A 16062-nucleotide genomic window follows, 5' to 3' on the forward strand; every position below is an offset into this window, starting at 1 on the left:
TGTCTTGGCGCCTTTCTTTGCTGCTTTAGTTGTCCAACTGATCAACTTTTTACAGATAGCAATCTCTACGGCAACCCTCTGAAAAAAGACAAAAAAGCCTCGTCGGCTGTTATTGAAAACAGTCGATTCCATGATTTTTCGAGCGAGGCGCGGCTGGACGGCAACTTGGCCGTTCGGTCAGATTATTGTATGCGGGTGGTCAAGCCCTGTTTTTCGAGGCGCGGTCGAGCGGCGGCGGAGGATACTGACTCGCGCCGCATCGCTCAAGTGCGCTGCAAAAGAGCGGTGCGTCTAAAACAGGGCACCCACGATTAGTGCGAGTGCAGCGGCCCGGCCATCGCGGCACGCTCGGCACCGCCGAGCACGTTGAACAGCAGGTTCAGCAGCACGGCACTCAAGGTCGCCATGGCAATGCCGCTGTGGGTGATGGGCCCCATCCAGTGCGGCAACTGGCTGAAGAACTCCGGCCGGACGACCGGGATCAGGCCCATGCCGATGCTCACCGCCACCAGCAGTTGATTACGACGATCCGAGATGTCGGCCTCTTGAAGAATCTTGATGCCGGTCGCCGCAACCATCCCGAACATGGCAATCGCCGCGCCGCCCAGCACCGCTGGCGGAATCGAGGCCACCAGATAGGCCGCTTTCGGCAGCAGGCTCAGCAACACCAACAAGCCGCCCGCGACCATGGTCACCGAACGGCAACGCACGCCGGTCATCTGCACCAGGCCAATGTTCTGCGCGAACGAGGAGTGGGTGAAGGTGTTGAGGAAACCGGCGAGAAAGGACGCGGCCGCGTCGCACAGCAAACCGCGACGCAGCATGCCCGGCGTGACTTCGCGGTCGGTGATCTTGCCCAGCGCCAGGAACATCCCGGTGGACTCGACGAAGATGATCACCACCACGAGACACATCGAGAGAATCGGCGCGAGGCTGAAGGTCGGCATGCCGAAGTGCATCGGCGTGACCACTTTCACCCAGTCCGCCTGAGCCAGACCGCTCAAATCCACCATGCCGATGAAGCCTGAAAGGATGTAGCCCAGGCCCATGCCGATCAGCACCGAAATGTTGACCCAGAAGCCGCGCATGAAGCGGTTGATCAGCAGGATCGTCAGCAGCACCAGCGCCGCGACGCCCAGGTACAGCGGGTCGCCGAAACTCATCGCCTTGCTGCCGCCGCCCGCCCAATTCACGGCGACGGGGAACAACGACAAGCCGATGGAGGTGATCACCGTGCCCGTGACCAAAGGCGGAAAGAAGCGAACGATTTTCGACATGAACGGCGCGATCAGCATGCCGAAGAAACCGGCCGCGATGGTCGCGCCGAAGATCCCCGGCAAGCCCACGCCCTGCATGCCCGCCATGGCGACCATGCTGCCGACGGCGGCAAAACTGGCGCCCATCATGATCGGCATGCGAATGCCCAAAGGACCGATGCCGAACGACTGCACGACCGTCGCGATGCCCGCGACGAGCAGGTCGGCGTTGATCAAAAAGGCGATTTCTTCACGGGAAAGGCCAGCGGCCTGGCCGATGATCAGCGGCACCGCGACGGCACCTCCGTACATCAACAGGACGTGTTGCAGGCCGACCAGGATCAGTTGCATCAGTGGCAGGGGCTGTCGTGGTGGCGCAGCAGGGATGCGCGCGTGAGTTGACTCGGACATGCAACACCTCATTGTTCTTATTTTTGAGTACGCCCGTTGCGGCTGGGCGGTGGAACCTCGACTTCGGCAAACACGCCCCTGTAGGAGTGAGCTTGCTCGCGATGGCGGTGAGTCAGTCGACAATGATGAAACTGTCAGACCGCGATCGCGAGCAAGCTCACTCCTACAGGGATCGGCGACATCAGGCAGATCCGGGGCATCAAGCGACGCCCCCTTACATCAATTCGTCTGCGCCCCCTTGTCAATCCACTGCCCCAGCAAGTCACGCTCCTGCTGTGTCATCTGGGTGATGTTGCCCAGTGGCATGATTTGCGCGGTCACGGCCTGGGCCTGGATGCGCGGGGCGAGTTGCTGGATCTGTTGCGGGGTGTCGAACATGATCCCGGCCGGCGCACTGCTGAACAGCGGGCTGGTCGGTTTGGCCGAATGGCAGACCGCGCAGCGTTCTTGAATCACGCTGTGCACCTTGTCGAAATCCACGTCACCAGCATTGCTCGCTTGAGCGGGAGCGGCAGGCGCAGCAGGGGCTGGAGTGGGCGCGACCTCAGGTTTCGGCTCGTCGGCACGGTGTCCGCCAATTGCCGTACCGGGCAGCGGCTGGTACTGGATGTTCGCCGCGACGTCCGGACCGCGTTGCATCTGCGCAGGCCCCGTGACGTACGCCAGGCAGATCATGCCCAGTGCGCCGACCGGCAAGGCCCATGCAAATTTGTGGCTGTCGTGACGGGTGTTGAAGTAGTGACGCACCAGTACCGCACATACCGCGATGGCCGCCAGGATCAGCCAGTTGTACTGACTGCCGTAGGTGCTCGGGAAGTGGTTGCTGATCATGATGAACAGCACGGGCAGGGTGAAGTAGTTGTTGTGACGCGAACGCAGCAGGCCTTTGGCGGGCAGGGTCGGGTCCGGTGTGCGGTTCTCGGCGATGGCCGCCACCAGTGCGCGCTGGGCGGGCATGATGATGCGGAACACGTTACCGACCATGATGGTGCCAATGATTGCGCCGGTGTGCAGGTACGCACCGCGACCGCTGAACACCTGGCTGAAGCCATAGCAGGCGCCGATGACCAGCACGAACAACACCAGGCCCAACAGGCCAGGACGCTTGCCGAGCGGGGAGTCGCAGAGCAGGTCATAAATGAACCAACTGGCGATCAGTGCGCCGACGCCGATGGCGATGCCTTCGCCGCCGCTCAAGGTGCTGCCGGGGGCCAGCAGGTAAAGGGTGGGGTTGGAATAGAACACAATGCACAACAGCACGATGCCCGACATCCAGGTCCAATAGGCTTCCCATTTGAACCAGTGCAGGTTGTCCGGCATGGTCGGTGGGGCCAGCTTGTATTTTTCCAGGTGGTAGATCCCGCCGCCGTGGATCGCCCACAGGTCACCGGACAGCCCGTCGCGCGGGTTGGCACGGTTGAGGTTGTTCTCCAGCCAGACGAAGTAAAAGGATGCGCCAATCCAGGCGATCCCGACGATCATGTGAATCCAGCGCACGCCCAGATTCAGCCATTCCATCAGATGTGCAGCCACAGTCTTTACCGTTTGCCTGTCGTCACTGGCGGACGCTTAGGCCCTTCTTATTAGTGGGGATCGAGAATCATCATCTGACTCTCTTCGAAGAAATGCTCATCGCAGTTATTGCCACTGCCACTGCGATCAACCACCAGGAAGTCATCCCGCTTTTCGATCGTCAGCACCGGGTGGTGCCAGACGCCGCGATGGTAATTGACACCCTGCCTGCCGTTGGTGAGGAAGGCGCGGGTCAGCTCCGGGTCAGGTGCATCGCCAAGTGGCGCGACCACGACCAGAAAAGGGTTGCCGAGCAGCGGTATGAACGCCTGACTGCCCAGCGGATGCCGCTCCAGCATGCTCACGGTCAGTGGCATCTCCAGCGCTTCGGCGCGGAAGATGCTGATGATCGCGTGATCCTCCGGCGTTGCCGTTTCCACGGTCGCCAGCTTGTGAAAGCGCATGGTCGAGCCGTTGTTGATCATGAAATGATCGCTGCCATCGGTTTCGATGACATCACCGAAAGGGGCGAAGGCTTCTTTGGTCAACGGCTCGATAATCAGTGTGCGCATGCGGGTTCTTCTGTTCTCTTGATTGACGGGTCATTTGTAGGAGTGAGCTTGCTCGCGATTGCGTTATGTCGGTCACGCCTGTGTTGTCTGATCCGACGCTATCGCGAGCAAGCTCACTCCTACAGATTCATGGGGTGTCCGTTCCGGCATCAGTGCGGGAACGGCACTCTGTTATTTGGCCACCTTACCCAACACACGCAAGCGGCTCACGCCACCATCCGGGAACACGTTCAGGCGGATGTGGGTGATCGGGCCGAGCGCCTTGATCTGCTCGACGAAGGTGTGTTCAGCGTGCATCTCCAGTTTCTGGCTCGGCAGCAGTTCGCGCCAGAACAGGCTCTGGGTTTCGATCTGGCTGTCGGTGCCTCCTTTGACGAATGCGCCCTGGATCGAGCAGCTGTCCGGGTAGTTGCCCTTGAAGTGCAGGGTGTCGACGACGATCTGCTCGACTTCACCGGCATGGCCCAGCGCGACGATGACCCAGTCGTTGCCCGGCGTGCGGCGACGTGCGGTTTCCCAGCCGTCGCCCATGTTCACGCCACGGCCCGGGTTGAGGATGTTGCTCATGCGGCCGAAGTGTTCGTCGGAACAGGCCAGGGCGCGACCACCGTTCAACGCGGCGACCAGGTCCACTTGCTCGTTGTCGCCCACCGCCGACCAGTCGCGGTGCGGCACGCCGTACACGCGCAGACGCGCCACGCCGCCGTCCGGGTAGATGTTGAAACGCAGGTGGCTGTAGGCCTGGGTGTCGCCGATTTCGTGGTAGTGGTGACTGTCGCCTTTCAGTTCGACAGCAGGCAGCACTTCAGTCCACACAGTATTGTCATCCGGCTCGCCCGAGGCCAGGAAGCAGGCTTCCAGCGAGGCCGATGGCGGGTAGTTGCCGGTGAAGAACGAGGTGTCGATGTCCACGCCCTTGATCGAACCCGCCACGCCCAGGCGGATCACGGCGCTGTCATAACCTTCGAAACGCTTACGGCGCGATTCCCAGCCGTCCATCCATTTGCCGTTGTCGTCGAACACGCCTTCCTTCCACACCGCAGGGGTCGGCTGGAACAGGCGGTTGGCGTCGGCGAACCAGTCGTCGGTCACGGAAATGATTTTGGTGCCCAGACGGGCATCGGCCAGGTTGACGAATTTTTCGAAGGGTACGGCGTAAGCTTTCATTCTTTTTGTCTGCCTTTGATTAGGGGCGTGGGGATGGTCAGGGTTAAAGCGTCTGCAAGCGGAACATCGCGATCTTGTTGATCTCGGCCAGGGCGCAGGCGAACTCGGTTTGGGCCGGGTTGTGAATGCGCGTCTCGAAGGCCGCGAGGATCTGATGCCGGTTGCTGCCTTTCACCGCCATGATGAAGGGGAACGCGAACGTCGCTTTGTAGGCGTCGTTCAGCTCGGTGAAGCGAGCGAACTCTTCAGCCGTGCATTGGTGGATACCGGCGCCAGCCTGTTCATTCGTGCTGGCTTCGGTCAGTTGGCCTTGCACGGCGGCTTTGCCGGCAAGGTCCGGGTGAGCGTTGATCAGCGCCAGTTGCGTGGCGTGGTCGGCGCTCAACAGGATGTCGCTCATACGGGCGTGCAGGGTCTCGATGTCGTCGAGGCTTTGCAACTCGCCAAGGTCATAGGCTTTTTCAGCGACCCAGGGCGAATGCTCGTAAATGTCGGCGAAGGCTTCGACGAAGGCTTCGCGGCTCAGGGAAGAGGGCGTCAGGGTCTGGAAACGGCTCACTGGGCGGCTCCTTTCAACGGGCTGCTTGTGAAGGGATGAATGTCGTGCCAGTGGCGGGCGATTTCCACGCGGCGTGCGAACCACACCTGCTCATGGGCTTTGACGTATTCGAGGAAACGTTGCAGCGAGGCCAGACGGGCAGGGCGGCCGATCAGGCGGCAGTGCAGGCCGATGGAAAGCATTTTCGGCGCATCGGCCCCTTCGGCGTAGAGCACGTCGAACGCGTCTTTCAGGTAGTCGAAAAAGTCGTCGCCCTTGTTGAAACCCTGCACTTGGGTGAAGCGCATGTCGTTGGTGTCCAGGGTGTACGGAATCACCAGATGCGGCTTGCCGGTGCTGTTGTTCGGCTCCCAGTAGGGCAGGTCGTCGTCATAGGTGTCGCAGTCGTAGAGAAAGCCGCCTTCTTCCATCACCAGACGCCGGGTGTTCGGGCCAGTACGACCGGTATACCAGCCCAGCGGGCGTTCGCCAGTGAGTTCGGTAAGGATGCGGATCGCTTCGAGCATGTGCTCGCGTTCCTGAGCCTCGTCCATGTTCTGATAGTCGATCCAGCGATAGCCGTGGCTGCAGATTTCGTGACCGGCCTCGACCATCGCGCGGATCACGTCCGGGTGGCGCTGGGCGGCCATGGCCACGGCGAAGATGGTCAGCGGAATGTCGAATTGCTTGAACAGCTTGAGGATGCGCCACACCCCGGCACGGCTGCCGTATTCGTACAGCGACTCCATGCTCATATTGCGCTGGCCTTGCAGCGGCTGAGCGGCGACCATTTCGGACAAAAACGCCTCGGATTCCTTGTCGCCGTGCAGAATATTGCGCTCGCCGCCTTCTTCGTAATTGAGTACGAACGACAACGCGATACGGGCATTGCCCGGCCAGTGGGGATGGGGCGGGTTACGGCCGTAACCGATCAGGTCGCGTGGATAGTCGGCGCTCACTGCAATCTTCCTTATCTACGTGTTGTCTGTGACGGTGGAGGGGGATCGATCTGCACTGAGGTGTGATCGTGATCCGTCGACCGTCGCGGCGATGGGACGATTGTATACAAGTTTAATTGTGATTTGTAAGCTTGTTTTTTCGCTTTTCTCATGACAGATGACGCTGCAAGAAACTTGCCTGAGTGGTCAGAATCCGCCAAAAAACTTCAACAGGGGCCTAGCTATCCGGCGTTTCGGGGCTTTCGGGCGTGTCTGGCAATGAGCCGCATAAAAAGTGATTTTTATTGTGTACAATTTCTTTCGAAAATGTCTTAATTCGTCATCGCTCGCGCTGTTCAACCGCGCTCCGTTCTCCAAAGCGGCACTGAAACGGTGCGATTCCACTCAATTTCCAAGCGAGGCAACGACGCCCCATGGGACGACTGACCACACACGTGCTGGACGCCGCACACGGCTGCCCCGGCAGCAACATCCGCATTGCCCTGTACCGGGTCGACGGCGAACAGTTGGAAAAGATTGCTGAAGCCGTGACCAACAGTGACGGCCGCTGCGACGCCCCCTTGTTACAGGGCGAGGACTACCGTTCGGGTGTCTACCAGCTGCAATTCAGCGCCGGCGATTACTACCGGACCAAGGGCGTGAAGCTCGGTGATCAGGCCTTTCTCGACGTCGTGGTGCTGCGGTTCGGCATCGACGCCAGCCAGGATCACTACCACGTTCCGCTGCTGATTTCGCCGTACAGCTATTCCACCTATCGCGGCAGCTAGGCGATACGCGTAACCGAGCAACCTGTGACATCGCTTTGCCCCTGTACCTCTTGCCCGCCCCACACTGCGGGCTTTTTTTCGCCCGATGAATATGTACCGCCGGGCCGGTTGCAACCTGTGAACACTCCAGTGCATCTCACACACCTGGAGCCCGCCATGACCGGTACCGTTTTACCGCCCCTCGATCTGCTGACCGCAGACGAACCCCACGATCAACCCTTGCAGTCACTCAGCATTGCGATGCCCGGCTGGCTGAGCGCCGTCGAGCAGCCTGTGCGCGATGAATACGCCCAGCGGCTCACCGAGTACCACGCCAGCGCCCAGGCACTTGAAAGCCATCTGGATCACGTGCTGCCCTCGTTCGAGGATTTCGTTCGAGCGCGCATCAAGGCCAGGATCAAGGATGATCTGGGCATCGATCTCGATCCGGATCGGGTCACTGTCGAGCTGCCGAAACGGGTCTGGCGCGACTACCGAATCGACCCTCAATACGGGCGGGTGACGAATTATTTCGCACCGTGGGTCGCCAGTCGGGAGCGTGAGCACCTGACGTTGGCGGCGCTGGCCGAGCGCAATTTCGCAGCGGATGACGCGCAGATGGCGCGGCGTTTCGATTTCGCCGCGATCCATGGCACGTCGGGCCTGATGGGCACTTGGCTGCACGCGGTCATTCCGAAACTGGACGTTGCGCTGCACTATCGTAATTTGCTCAAAGAAGTGTTCCGGCTGGCACCCGGGTCCACGGTGCAACAACAACTCGACGCCGAGCGCCTGCTGGAACCCTATCAGCACAAGATCGTGCTGGAGGCGTTTTGCGAAATCAAGCGGCGACGCCTGAGCGAAGCGGGTGGTCTGTTGCTGCAACTGGCAGCGCAGTCTCGCTCTCAGGCCGAAAGCGACGCCGCTGGCATCGAGATGAACTGGTTGCAGTTCAAGCCGGGCACCTCGGTGAGTGGCGAGCAGGACAGCCACACGTTGAGCGGGCTGTGTGCGATCCGCAGCAGAAGCTCGAATAACACCGTGATCTACCTGCCCGACGCGCCCGGCGATCTGCTGACTATCGAGGGGGCTGATCCCGCATCGGCCAAATCCCGATTAATGCAGCGACTGATCAGCACGCCTGCACTGGTGACTTACCTGGCTCAACGGACGTTGGAGGCTCAGCAGGTCGCTAGGCATGTCAGCTACATCAACCAGGCGCAGGCTCGGGGGTTCGAAGGCTTTCTGCGGTTCGTCCCGGCACTCGACCTGCAACTCGCCGCCCAGCAGCTCGACACCCGCGCCTGGATGCTTCAGCAGGCGATTCAGAGCCGCGCGCGCACCCGCTTCGACATCCAGACCGAGCAGAACCGGCAGCAAGGCGAGACCTATGTGGGGTACCTGAAAGCGCTGTTGGGTCTGCTTCCCGGCATCGGCACCCTGATCAGCGTCCAGGATGGCTGGCTGGATGGGCACGACGCCATGAAAGCCTTTAGAGAGGGGCGCCTCGATGACGGGCTACTGGCGTTGGGTAGCACGGCGATGAGTGTGCTGGACGTGGCGATGTCGGTGATTCCCGGTGCCGCCAGCGTGTTCGTGCTGGGGCGGATGGCGCGGCGCAGCGCGAGGCTGAAGACTGCGACGTCCGGGCTGCGCGAGCACGTGCTGACGCCGTTCGAGGGCTATGCAGTGCCCAAGTCACTGAATGATGCGGTGCCGCAATCCGGTCGCGATCTCGGCACGCTGCTCAAGGACGGCCAGCTCTGGATCGAGCGCGAAGGGCAGGCGTACGAGGTCTACCGACGCGCGGGGGAGCAAACGCTGCGCTTGAAGAAGACCGCCGTTCATGGCTTCGAACCCCCGGTGCGGTTTCACAATGGCGCCTGGGTGTACCACTCGGATGTCGGGCTCAGGGGCGGCATGCGCTCGACCATTGCCGAAACACTGATCGCCCAAGCCCACGGCGACCCTGCGTTCAAGAACCGGCACGCGCGGCAGTTGCTTGATGAGTTCGAATTCCCCGCTGATCGTCAGCGCAGACTGGAGCTGGACATCGCCGTGCACTACCAGCAACACAAGGCGACCCCGGAATGGGCCGAGGCCTATCGTCGGCCGCCCCAGGCCGAGCCACAACCTGGTACCAGCGGCAGTAAACGCAAGGAGCCACCTCAACCTTCGGCGCTGCGCGATGCGCTGGACGGCGCCGACCGCTGGAAGCGTTGGGGCCGCCCTCTGGATGACGCTGGCAGGGTGCAACAGGTCGAAGTGTTCCCACCGATCTTCCAAGTCAACGATGAGCCGGGGAGCACATTCGTGCAGATCGACGGCCAGCGTTACGACATCCTGCCGAGCGGGGCGAGTCAGAACCCTTCTATCGTGTTCCTGAAACATCCGACGCCGCTTGAGGACAGCTTTTCAGGACTCAACGAAACCATTCGCCGCGACCGCTTCAACCAGCCGGGCATGGCGTCTTTCAAGGACGGGCACTGGACAGTGCATGGTCCGCTGTTTCGCTTGAAGATCCAGCATCTGGTGGAGGAAGCGCGGCCCGGGCTGAGCCCGGTCACCTGCCGGATTCTCGCGGAGAAAATCTACGATGCCGCTGATCAGGCGCACACGGGCCTGACGGCAACTCGGCTGATCAACATCAAGGCCACCCTTAACGCTTGGAAGAGGGGGCAGCTTGCGCCGTTACCGCAGTTGAATGATCCGCTGCTGATGCTTGAAGGCGCTCAAATCACCGGGATTGGCACCACCATGTCCCGCCTGTGGATCAGCTACGGCCCGTCGATTCAGGAGTTCAAACGTCTGGATTTCGCGGTCTCGAAACCTCCGCTGGTGACCCTGCTGGAAAGGGTCACCGGCGGCCCTCGTATAGGCGCACCGGCAAAAACGGCAATGCGTGAGTTCATGTCGGCGTTGATCACCGACGCAGGCTACCGCATGGTTTCCGATGGTGAGGCGGTGTTGCAGGTGCGTTCGATCCTGTTGTTCCGACGCACCGGACAGGAGCACCTCTACATGCTCCACACGCATCACGTCTCTGCTTCGCAAGTGGAGTTTCAGACCCTGACGCCAAACGCCGCCGTTCCCCTGTCCAATCGCTGGATCGATGAGTGGGCGGCGGCGCGACCGGGAGAAGGTGCGTTGAATACCTTGCTCGAAGCCCGGGATCAGGGGCGTCTGGTGAAATTGATCGGGGGTGTCAGAAGCGGCAGCTCGCTGGAGCCGGCGCCGCAGGTGTTCATACAGCGCGTCGCCGAACCGTGACGAACACGCCGCTGCCTTGAGAGGACAACAGCGTGCAGGGCGTCAATGGCTGAGCAGTGCAGCGCTGCCCGCGCCACCGAACAGCCCGGCGCTGATGCGGTTGAACCAGGTTTGACCCTTGCCGGTGCGCAGGTAACGCGCGGCACCCTGGGCGCTCAGGCCGTAGAACAGCTTGCAGGTCAGGTCCAGCAGCGTCCACGTGATGATCATGGTGATCAGCTGGCCGAGGAACGGTTGATCCGCCTTGAGGAACTGCGGCAGGAAGGCGGCGAAGAACAGGATGTCTTTCGGGTTGCTGCCGCCGAGCACGAAGGCGCGCCAGAACAGCGACGCGAAGCCCGGATGGCTGAGGGCCGCCGGCACGTCTGCGCCGGTCGCAGGTTGGCGGGACTGTTTCCAGCTTTGCCAGGCGAGGTAGAACAGGTACAGGCCGCCGACGATTTTCAGCGCGCTGAACAGTTGCTCCGAAGCCATCAACAATGCGCCCAGGCCAAGAGCCGAGGCGCTGAGCAGGCAGATCGATGCACACACCCCGCCGAAAAATGCCGGGTATGAGCGCAGCACGCCATAGTTCAGGCTGTTGCCGATCATCAGCAGGGACAGCGGCCCCGGGATCAGAATCACTACCAGCGCGGCGCCGCTGAACAGCAGCCAGGTTTCCAGGGTCATGGGGTTTCTCCTTGTTGAAATCGGAAAAGCAAAAACGCCACCCAATGGGCGACGTCATGTGCGGATCTACAGCGCTCCCACAGGGGGTGTTGCATCAGGCAGATACGGGCCTCTTTACAGGAACACAAACTTGGCAATGAAGATCGCGCACAGCGCCCACAGGCTGACCGAAATCTCCTTGTGACGCCCGGTAAACGCCTTCAGCACGACGTAGGTGATGAAGCCCAGTGCGATGCCGTCGGCCACCGAGAAGGTCAGCGGCATCATGATCGCCGTGACGATGGCGGGAATCGCGTCGGTGGCTTCGTCCCATTCGATGTGGGCCATGCCGCCCATCATCAGCATCGCCACGTAAATCAGCGCGCCTGCGGTGGCGTACGCCGGGATCATCCCCGCCAATGGAGCGAAGAACATCGCGGCGACGAACAGCACGCCCACGGTCACGGCCGTCAGCCCGGTGCGGCCACCCGCCGCCACGCCCGAAGCACTTTCCACATAACTGGTGACAGGCGGCACGCCGACCATCGCGCCGAACACGCTCGATGCACTGTCGGCCTTGAGGGCGCGGGACAGGTTCTCGATGCGGCCATCGTCATTCACCAATCCGGCCCGTTGCGCGACGCCCATCAAGGTGCCAGCGGTGTCGAACATGTGCACAAACAGGAACGCCAACACCACGCTGATCATGCTGACGTTGAACACCCCCGCGATGTCCATCGCCATCCAGGTCGGGGCCAGGCTCGGTGGGGTAGAAAAAATGCCGTTGTAATGCACCAGCCCCAGGCCCCAACCGGCGGCGGTTACGGTGATGATGCTGATCAGGATCGCGCCGAACACGCGGTGATAGCTGAGCACCGCAATCATCAAAAAGCAGATCGCCGCCAGCAACGGACCGGGTTCACGCAGCGAACCCAGCTTGATCAACGTCGCGGGGCTGTCGACCACGATGCCCGCTGTTTTCAGGCCGATCAGCCCGAGGAACAGCCCGACCCCCGCGCCCATCGCGAACCGCAGGCTCACCGGAATGCTGTTCAGCAGCCATTCGCGGACGCGGGAGAGGGTGAGGATCATGAAGATCACGCCCGAGATGAACACCGCACCCAGCGCCGTTTGCCAGCTGTACCCCATCGTGCCGACGACGGTGTAGGTGAAGAACGCGTTCAAGCCCATGCCCGGCGCCAGGCCCACCGGCCAGTTGGCGTACAGACCCATCAGCAGGCAACCCAGCGCCGCGGCAATGCAGGTGGCCACGAACGCGGCGCCATGATCGATGCCCGCGTCGGCCATGATGTTGGGGTTGACGAAAATGATGTACGCCATGGTGATGAACGTCGTCAGGCCCGCCAGCAGCTCGGTCCGAACGGTGGTGCCGTGCAGGCTGAGCTTGAAGAGGCGTTCAAGCAGGCCCGAGCGTGTCGGCCTGAGGTCTCCTTGAGTGGCTTCCAGCGGCGTGGCTTCGGTTTTGCGACTTTCCACAGTGAATCCCTCGAAACGTTTTTGTTGTTTTTTTCAGAGCCGGTAACTGCTCCGTGGGGCGAATTGACCGCCAGCCTGATTTGTTGACTGGAAGGTCAGAAACGTGCACGAGCGAATTATGCTTTTGTATACAAAAAATGCAAATAATGTTTTCGATTTTGTCGTGGGGATTTTTGGGATTGTGTGCATAACGAAGCGAACGGCAGAAATCTGTTCAGCCGCTGCGCACTGTGTACAATGCGCCATTACTTTTACTGTGACTTTGCCCTGATATCTGCTATTGCTTTTGTCATCGCCGTCACGGTCACGGCTTACATGCCGGATTCAGTTCTCACGAGTGCCCATGAACGATCAGTTGCAACCCCTCAAGAAACAGCCGCGCACCGCCAAGGCGGGCCGTAGCGGCACCCAGGACGACATCGTCTACGCGCACATTTTCGAGGCCATCCTCGAACAACGGCTGGCGCCCGGCACCAAGCTTTCCGAAGAAGCCTTGGGTGAGATTTTCGGGGTCAGCCGCACCATCATTCGTCGCGCTTTGTCGCGTCTCGCCCACGAAGGCGTGGTGTTGTTGCGCCCGAATCGCGGCGCGGTGGTTGCCAGCCCGAGCGTGGACGAAGCGCGGCAAGTGTTCTTCGCCCGGCGCATGGTCGAGAAGGCGATCACTGAATTGGCGGTCGAACACGCGACGCCGGAGCAGTTGAATGAACTGCGCAAGATGGTCAGCGACGAGCGCGACAGTTTTTCCAGAGGGGATCGTGGAGCGGGGATTCGCCTGTCGGGCGAGTTCCACTTGAAATTGGCCGAAGCGGCGAAGAACGCGCCGCTGATCAGCTTCCAGCGCAGCCTGGTGTCGCAGACCTCGCTGATCATCGCCCAGTACGAAAGCGGCAACCGCTCGCACTGTTCCTACGATGAGCACACCCAGTTGATCGACGCCATCGAAGCCCGCGACGCGACGCTGGCGGTGAGCCTGATGATGCACCACATGGACCACATCGACAGCAAGCTCAACCTCGACGAAGAAAGCGCCTCCGACGACCTGCACGCGGTGTTCTCGCACCTGATGCTGCCGAAGAAAAAGCCGGGGCGCAGCACGGCGGTTTGATTGCGCAAACCCGCCGCACGTTTTTTAGCCAAGCGGATTTGCGGCGGACGCAGATTTAATCTGTGGGAGCGAATTCATTCGCGAATCGGCGTCTTGGGCGATGCATCTCTGTTGGGTGTACGGCCGCCGCATCGCGAATGAATTCGCTCCCACAGGGGATCTTGTCCAATTTCAAAATTGGGTGCTGACCTCAGCGCTTATGCACCAACACTCCCGCCGAATACGTCTCGCTCACCGTCCGGTCATCCCCCAGGGTCATCAACACGAACAGCTGTTCTTCGATGCTCTTCGCCTGTTTCATGCGGTAGGACAGCAGTGGGGTGGCGTTGAAGTCCAGCACCACGAAGTCCGCCTCAGTCCCGGCGTGCAGGTTGCCGATCTTGTCTTCCAGACGCAGCGCCCGCGCACCCCCCAAGGTCGCGAGGTACAGCGATTTGAACGGGCTCAGCTTGGCGCCTTGCAACTGCATGACCTTGTACGCCTCGTTCAGGGTTTGCAGCAGCGAGAAGCTGGTGCCGCCGCCCACGTCCGTTCCCAGTCCCACATTGACCTTGTGCTTCTCCGCCATCGGCAGGTTAAACAGCCCACTGCCGAGGAAGAAGTTGGACGTCGGGCAGAAGGCGATGGCTGACCCGGTCTCCGACAGACGCTGACATTCCTCGTCGCACAGATGCACCCCGTGGGCAAACACCGAGCGCTCACCCAGCAGCTTGAAGTGGTCGTACACGTCCAGGTAATTCTTGCGCTCCGGGAACAGCGCCTTGACCCACTCGACTTCCTTGAGGTTTTCGCTGATGTGGGTCTGCATATAGAGGTCGGGGTATTCGGTCAACAACTGGCCGGCGAGGGCAAGCTGCTCGGGCGTGCTGGTCGGTGCGAAGCGGGGCGTGACCGCGTAATGCAGACGGCCCTTGCCATGCCAGCGCTCAATCAGCGCCTTGCTGTCGACGTAGCTGGATTCGGCGGTGTCCACCAGATAATCCGGGGCATTGCGGTCCATCATCACCTTGCCCGCGATCATCCGCAGGTTGAGCTTTTCGGCGGCGGTGAAGAACGCCTCCACCGACTCCTTGTGACGGCTGCCGAACACCAGCGCCGTCGTGGTGCCGTTGCGCAGCAGCTCCTGAATGAAGATGTCGGACACTTCAGCGGCGTGTGCAGGATCTGAGAACTGACGCTCGACAGGGAATACGTAGGTGTTGAGCCAGTCCAGCAACTGCTCGCCGTAGGAACCGACCATGCCGGTCTGCGGCAAATGGATGTGAGTGTCGATGAAACCGGCGGTGATCAGCGCGTCGGTGTAGGTCACCACTTCAACGTCGCTGCCAAGGCTGCCCAGCAAATCCCGGGCATGGCCGACGGCGGAAATCTTGCCGTTCTCCACCACCATCAGGCCGTCTTCGAAATACTCGTAGGACGCTTCGGCCACCACCTCGGCAGGGTCGGCGATGCTGTGGACGATGGCGGCGCGGTAGGCTTTCTTTTTAATAGTCATGTTTACGATTCGTTCTTCTAAAAATTCATTGAGCCTGGGCGCGGCGGGAGACCGGCATCAGCTTGGCGATGGGTTCGGAGGTTGAGCCATGCTCGCCGCTCTCAGTGCCGAAATGCAGGTTGTACGTGGCGATCACCTCGGCGGCGACCGACACGGCAATCTCCATCGGCAACTTACCCTTCACTTCGGACAGCCCCATCGGGCAGCGCATGCGTTGCACCAGTGCCGGGTCGAAACCGCGATCGCGCAGGCGGTGTTCGAACTTGGCGCGTTTGGTCTTCGAGCCGATCAGCCCGAACCAGGTGAAGTCGCCGCGCTTGAGGATGGCGGCGGTCAGTTCCAGATCGAGCTGGTGATTATGGGTCATGACAATGCAGTAACTGCCAGCGGGCAGGTGATCCACTTCATCGACCACTTCTTCGTTGACGATCTTGCTCACGCCTTCAGGCAGGTGCGTCGGGAATTCCGCTTCCCGCGAATCGATCCAGCGCACGCGGCAGGGGAGGCTGGCCAACAGCGGGACCAACGCACGGCCGACGTGGCCAGCACCAAACACGGCAATCTGCGCCTGCGGCTGACCCATCGGTTCGAACAGCAGCACGTTCACGCCGCCGCAGCACTGCCCCAGACTCGCGCCGAGACTGAAGCGTTCGAGGCGGGTTTGCTGGCTGCCGCTTGCGAGCATCTCGCGGGCGATTTCCATGGCCTTGTATTCCAGATGGCCGCCGCCAATGGTGTCGTAGATCCGCTCGGCGCTGACCACCATCTTCGACCCCGCGTTGCGCGGCGTCGAGCCACGCTCCTCGATGATCGTCACCAGCACGCAGGCTTCACCCTGGCTTTGCAACTCGGCGAGGGCGCTGATCCAGTTGTTCATGTGTTT

The 16062-nt window shown here is 61.1% G+C and carries 13 protein-coding genes; 3 read left to right on the plus strand and 10 right to left on the minus strand.

The annotated features are described in order from the left end of the window. Positions 1-311 precede the first annotated feature (311 nt). The 6 genes from ACWKWE_RS26325 to puuE all read right to left on the minus strand — a co-directional run bounded on the left by ACWKWE_RS26325 (position 312) and on the right by puuE (position 6415). Positions 312-1667, minus strand: coding sequence for a nucleobase:cation symporter-2 family protein (locus ACWKWE_RS26325; RefSeq protein ID WP_483852134.1), 1356 nt, complete (start codon positions 1665-1667; stop codon positions 312-314). A 219-nt stretch (positions 1668-1886) separates the two neighbouring features. Continuing rightward, entirely contained in the window at positions 1887-3200 is a 1314-nt protein-coding gene (locus ACWKWE_RS26330; RefSeq protein ID WP_166597891.1) for a urate hydroxylase PuuD, read from the minus strand. Between the two features lie 50 nt (positions 3201-3250). Next, positions 3251-3751 (minus strand): ureidoglycolate lyase, encoded by a 501-nt coding sequence (locus ACWKWE_RS26335; RefSeq protein WP_483852135.1) that lies wholly within the window; start codon positions 3749-3751, stop codon positions 3251-3253. 171 nt (positions 3752-3922) lie between these two features. Further along, complete coding sequence (gene alc / locus ACWKWE_RS26340; RefSeq protein WP_166597889.1) at positions 3923-4918, minus strand: allantoicase; 996 nt, start codon at positions 4916-4918, stop codon at positions 3923-3925. Positions 4919-4961: 43 nt separating this feature from the next. After that, entirely contained in the window at positions 4962-5477 is a 516-nt protein-coding gene (uraD, locus tag ACWKWE_RS26345; protein WP_483852136.1) for a 2-oxo-4-hydroxy-4-carboxy-5-ureidoimidazoline decarboxylase, read from the minus strand. Next, a complete protein-coding gene (gene puuE, locus ACWKWE_RS26350) occupies positions 5474-6415 on the minus strand; it encodes an allantoinase PuuE (RefSeq protein ID WP_483852137.1) in 942 nt (313 codons plus the stop codon). Before puuE ends, uraD begins: the two co-directional genes overlap by 4 nt. A 413-nt stretch (positions 6416-6828) precedes the next feature. Here puuE and uraH point away from each other — a divergent pair, with 413 nt between their 5' ends. After that, entirely contained in the window at positions 6829-7182 is a 354-nt protein-coding gene (uraH, locus tag ACWKWE_RS26355; protein ID WP_166597886.1) for a hydroxyisourate hydrolase, read from the plus strand. Positions 7183-7338: 156 nt separating this feature from the next. Next, positions 7339-10431: a dermonecrotic toxin domain-containing protein gene (locus ACWKWE_RS26360; RefSeq protein ID WP_483852138.1), complete on the plus strand. Its 3093-nt coding sequence runs from the start codon at positions 7339-7341 to the stop codon at positions 10429-10431. Positions 10432-10473: 42 nt separating this feature from the next. On the opposite strand, the gene ACWKWE_RS26365 is transcribed toward ACWKWE_RS26360, so the two are convergent. Together ACWKWE_RS26365 and ACWKWE_RS26370 are read right to left on the minus strand one after the other, a co-directional pair. After that, entirely contained in the window at positions 10474-11100 is a 627-nt protein-coding gene (locus ACWKWE_RS26365) for a LysE family translocator (RefSeq protein WP_483852139.1), read from the minus strand. A 114-nt stretch (positions 11101-11214) separates the two neighbouring features. Further along, positions 11215-12576, minus strand: coding sequence for an NCS2 family permease (locus tag ACWKWE_RS26370; RefSeq protein ID WP_483852140.1), 1362 nt, complete (start codon positions 12574-12576; stop codon positions 11215-11217). 343 nt (positions 12577-12919) lie between these two features. Here ACWKWE_RS26370 and ACWKWE_RS26375 point away from each other — a divergent pair, with 343 nt between their 5' ends. Next, positions 12920-13684, plus strand: coding sequence for a GntR family transcriptional regulator (locus tag ACWKWE_RS26375; protein ID WP_166597883.1), 765 nt, complete (start codon positions 12920-12922; stop codon positions 13682-13684). A gap of 190 nt (positions 13685-13874) precedes the next feature. Here ACWKWE_RS26375 and guaD read toward each other — a convergent pair whose 3' ends face one another. After that, the gene (gene guaD, locus ACWKWE_RS26380; protein WP_483852141.1) at positions 13875-15179 is read right to left on the minus strand and encodes a guanine deaminase; all 1305 of its coding nucleotides are present in this window, start codon (positions 15177-15179) and stop codon (positions 13875-13877) included. 25 nt (positions 15180-15204) lie between these two features. After that, positions 15205-16056: a xanthine dehydrogenase accessory protein XdhC gene (gene xdhC, locus ACWKWE_RS26385; protein WP_483852142.1), complete on the minus strand. Its 852-nt coding sequence runs from the start codon at positions 16054-16056 to the stop codon at positions 15205-15207. Positions 16057-16062: the final 6 nt, after the last annotated feature.

It is taken from the genome of Pseudomonas salicis (assembly GCF_057128705.1).

Coding starts and splice junctions, on each gene's coding strand:
- ACWKWE_RS26325 (WP_483852134.1), bottom strand. CDS start 1,667: ATGTCCGAGTCAACTCACGCGCGCATCCCTGCTGCGCCACCACGACAG.
- ACWKWE_RS26335 (WP_483852135.1), bottom strand. CDS start 3,751: ATGCGCACACTGATTATCGAGCCGTTGACCAAAGAAGCCTTCGCCCCT.
- alc (WP_166597889.1), bottom strand. CDS start 4,918: ATGAAAGCTTACGCCGTACCCTTCGAAAAATTCGTCAACCTGGCCGAT.
- uraH (WP_166597886.1), top strand. CDS start 6,829: ATGGGACGACTGACCACACACGTGCTGGACGCCGCACACGGCTGCCCC.
- ACWKWE_RS26360 (WP_483852138.1), top strand. CDS start 7,339: ATGACCGGTACCGTTTTACCGCCCCTCGATCTGCTGACCGCAGACGAA.
- ACWKWE_RS26365 (WP_483852139.1), bottom strand. CDS start 11,100: ATGACCCTGGAAACCTGGCTGCTGTTCAGCGGCGCCGCGCTGGTAGTG.
- ACWKWE_RS26375 (WP_166597883.1), top strand. CDS start 12,920: ATGAACGATCAGTTGCAACCCCTCAAGAAACAGCCGCGCACCGCCAAG.
- guaD (WP_483852141.1), bottom strand. CDS start 15,179: ATGACTATTAAAAAGAAAGCCTACCGCGCCGCCATCGTCCACAGCATC.
- xdhC (WP_483852142.1), bottom strand. CDS start 16,056: ATGAACAACTGGATCAGCGCCCTCGCCGAGTTGCAAAGCCAGGGTGAA.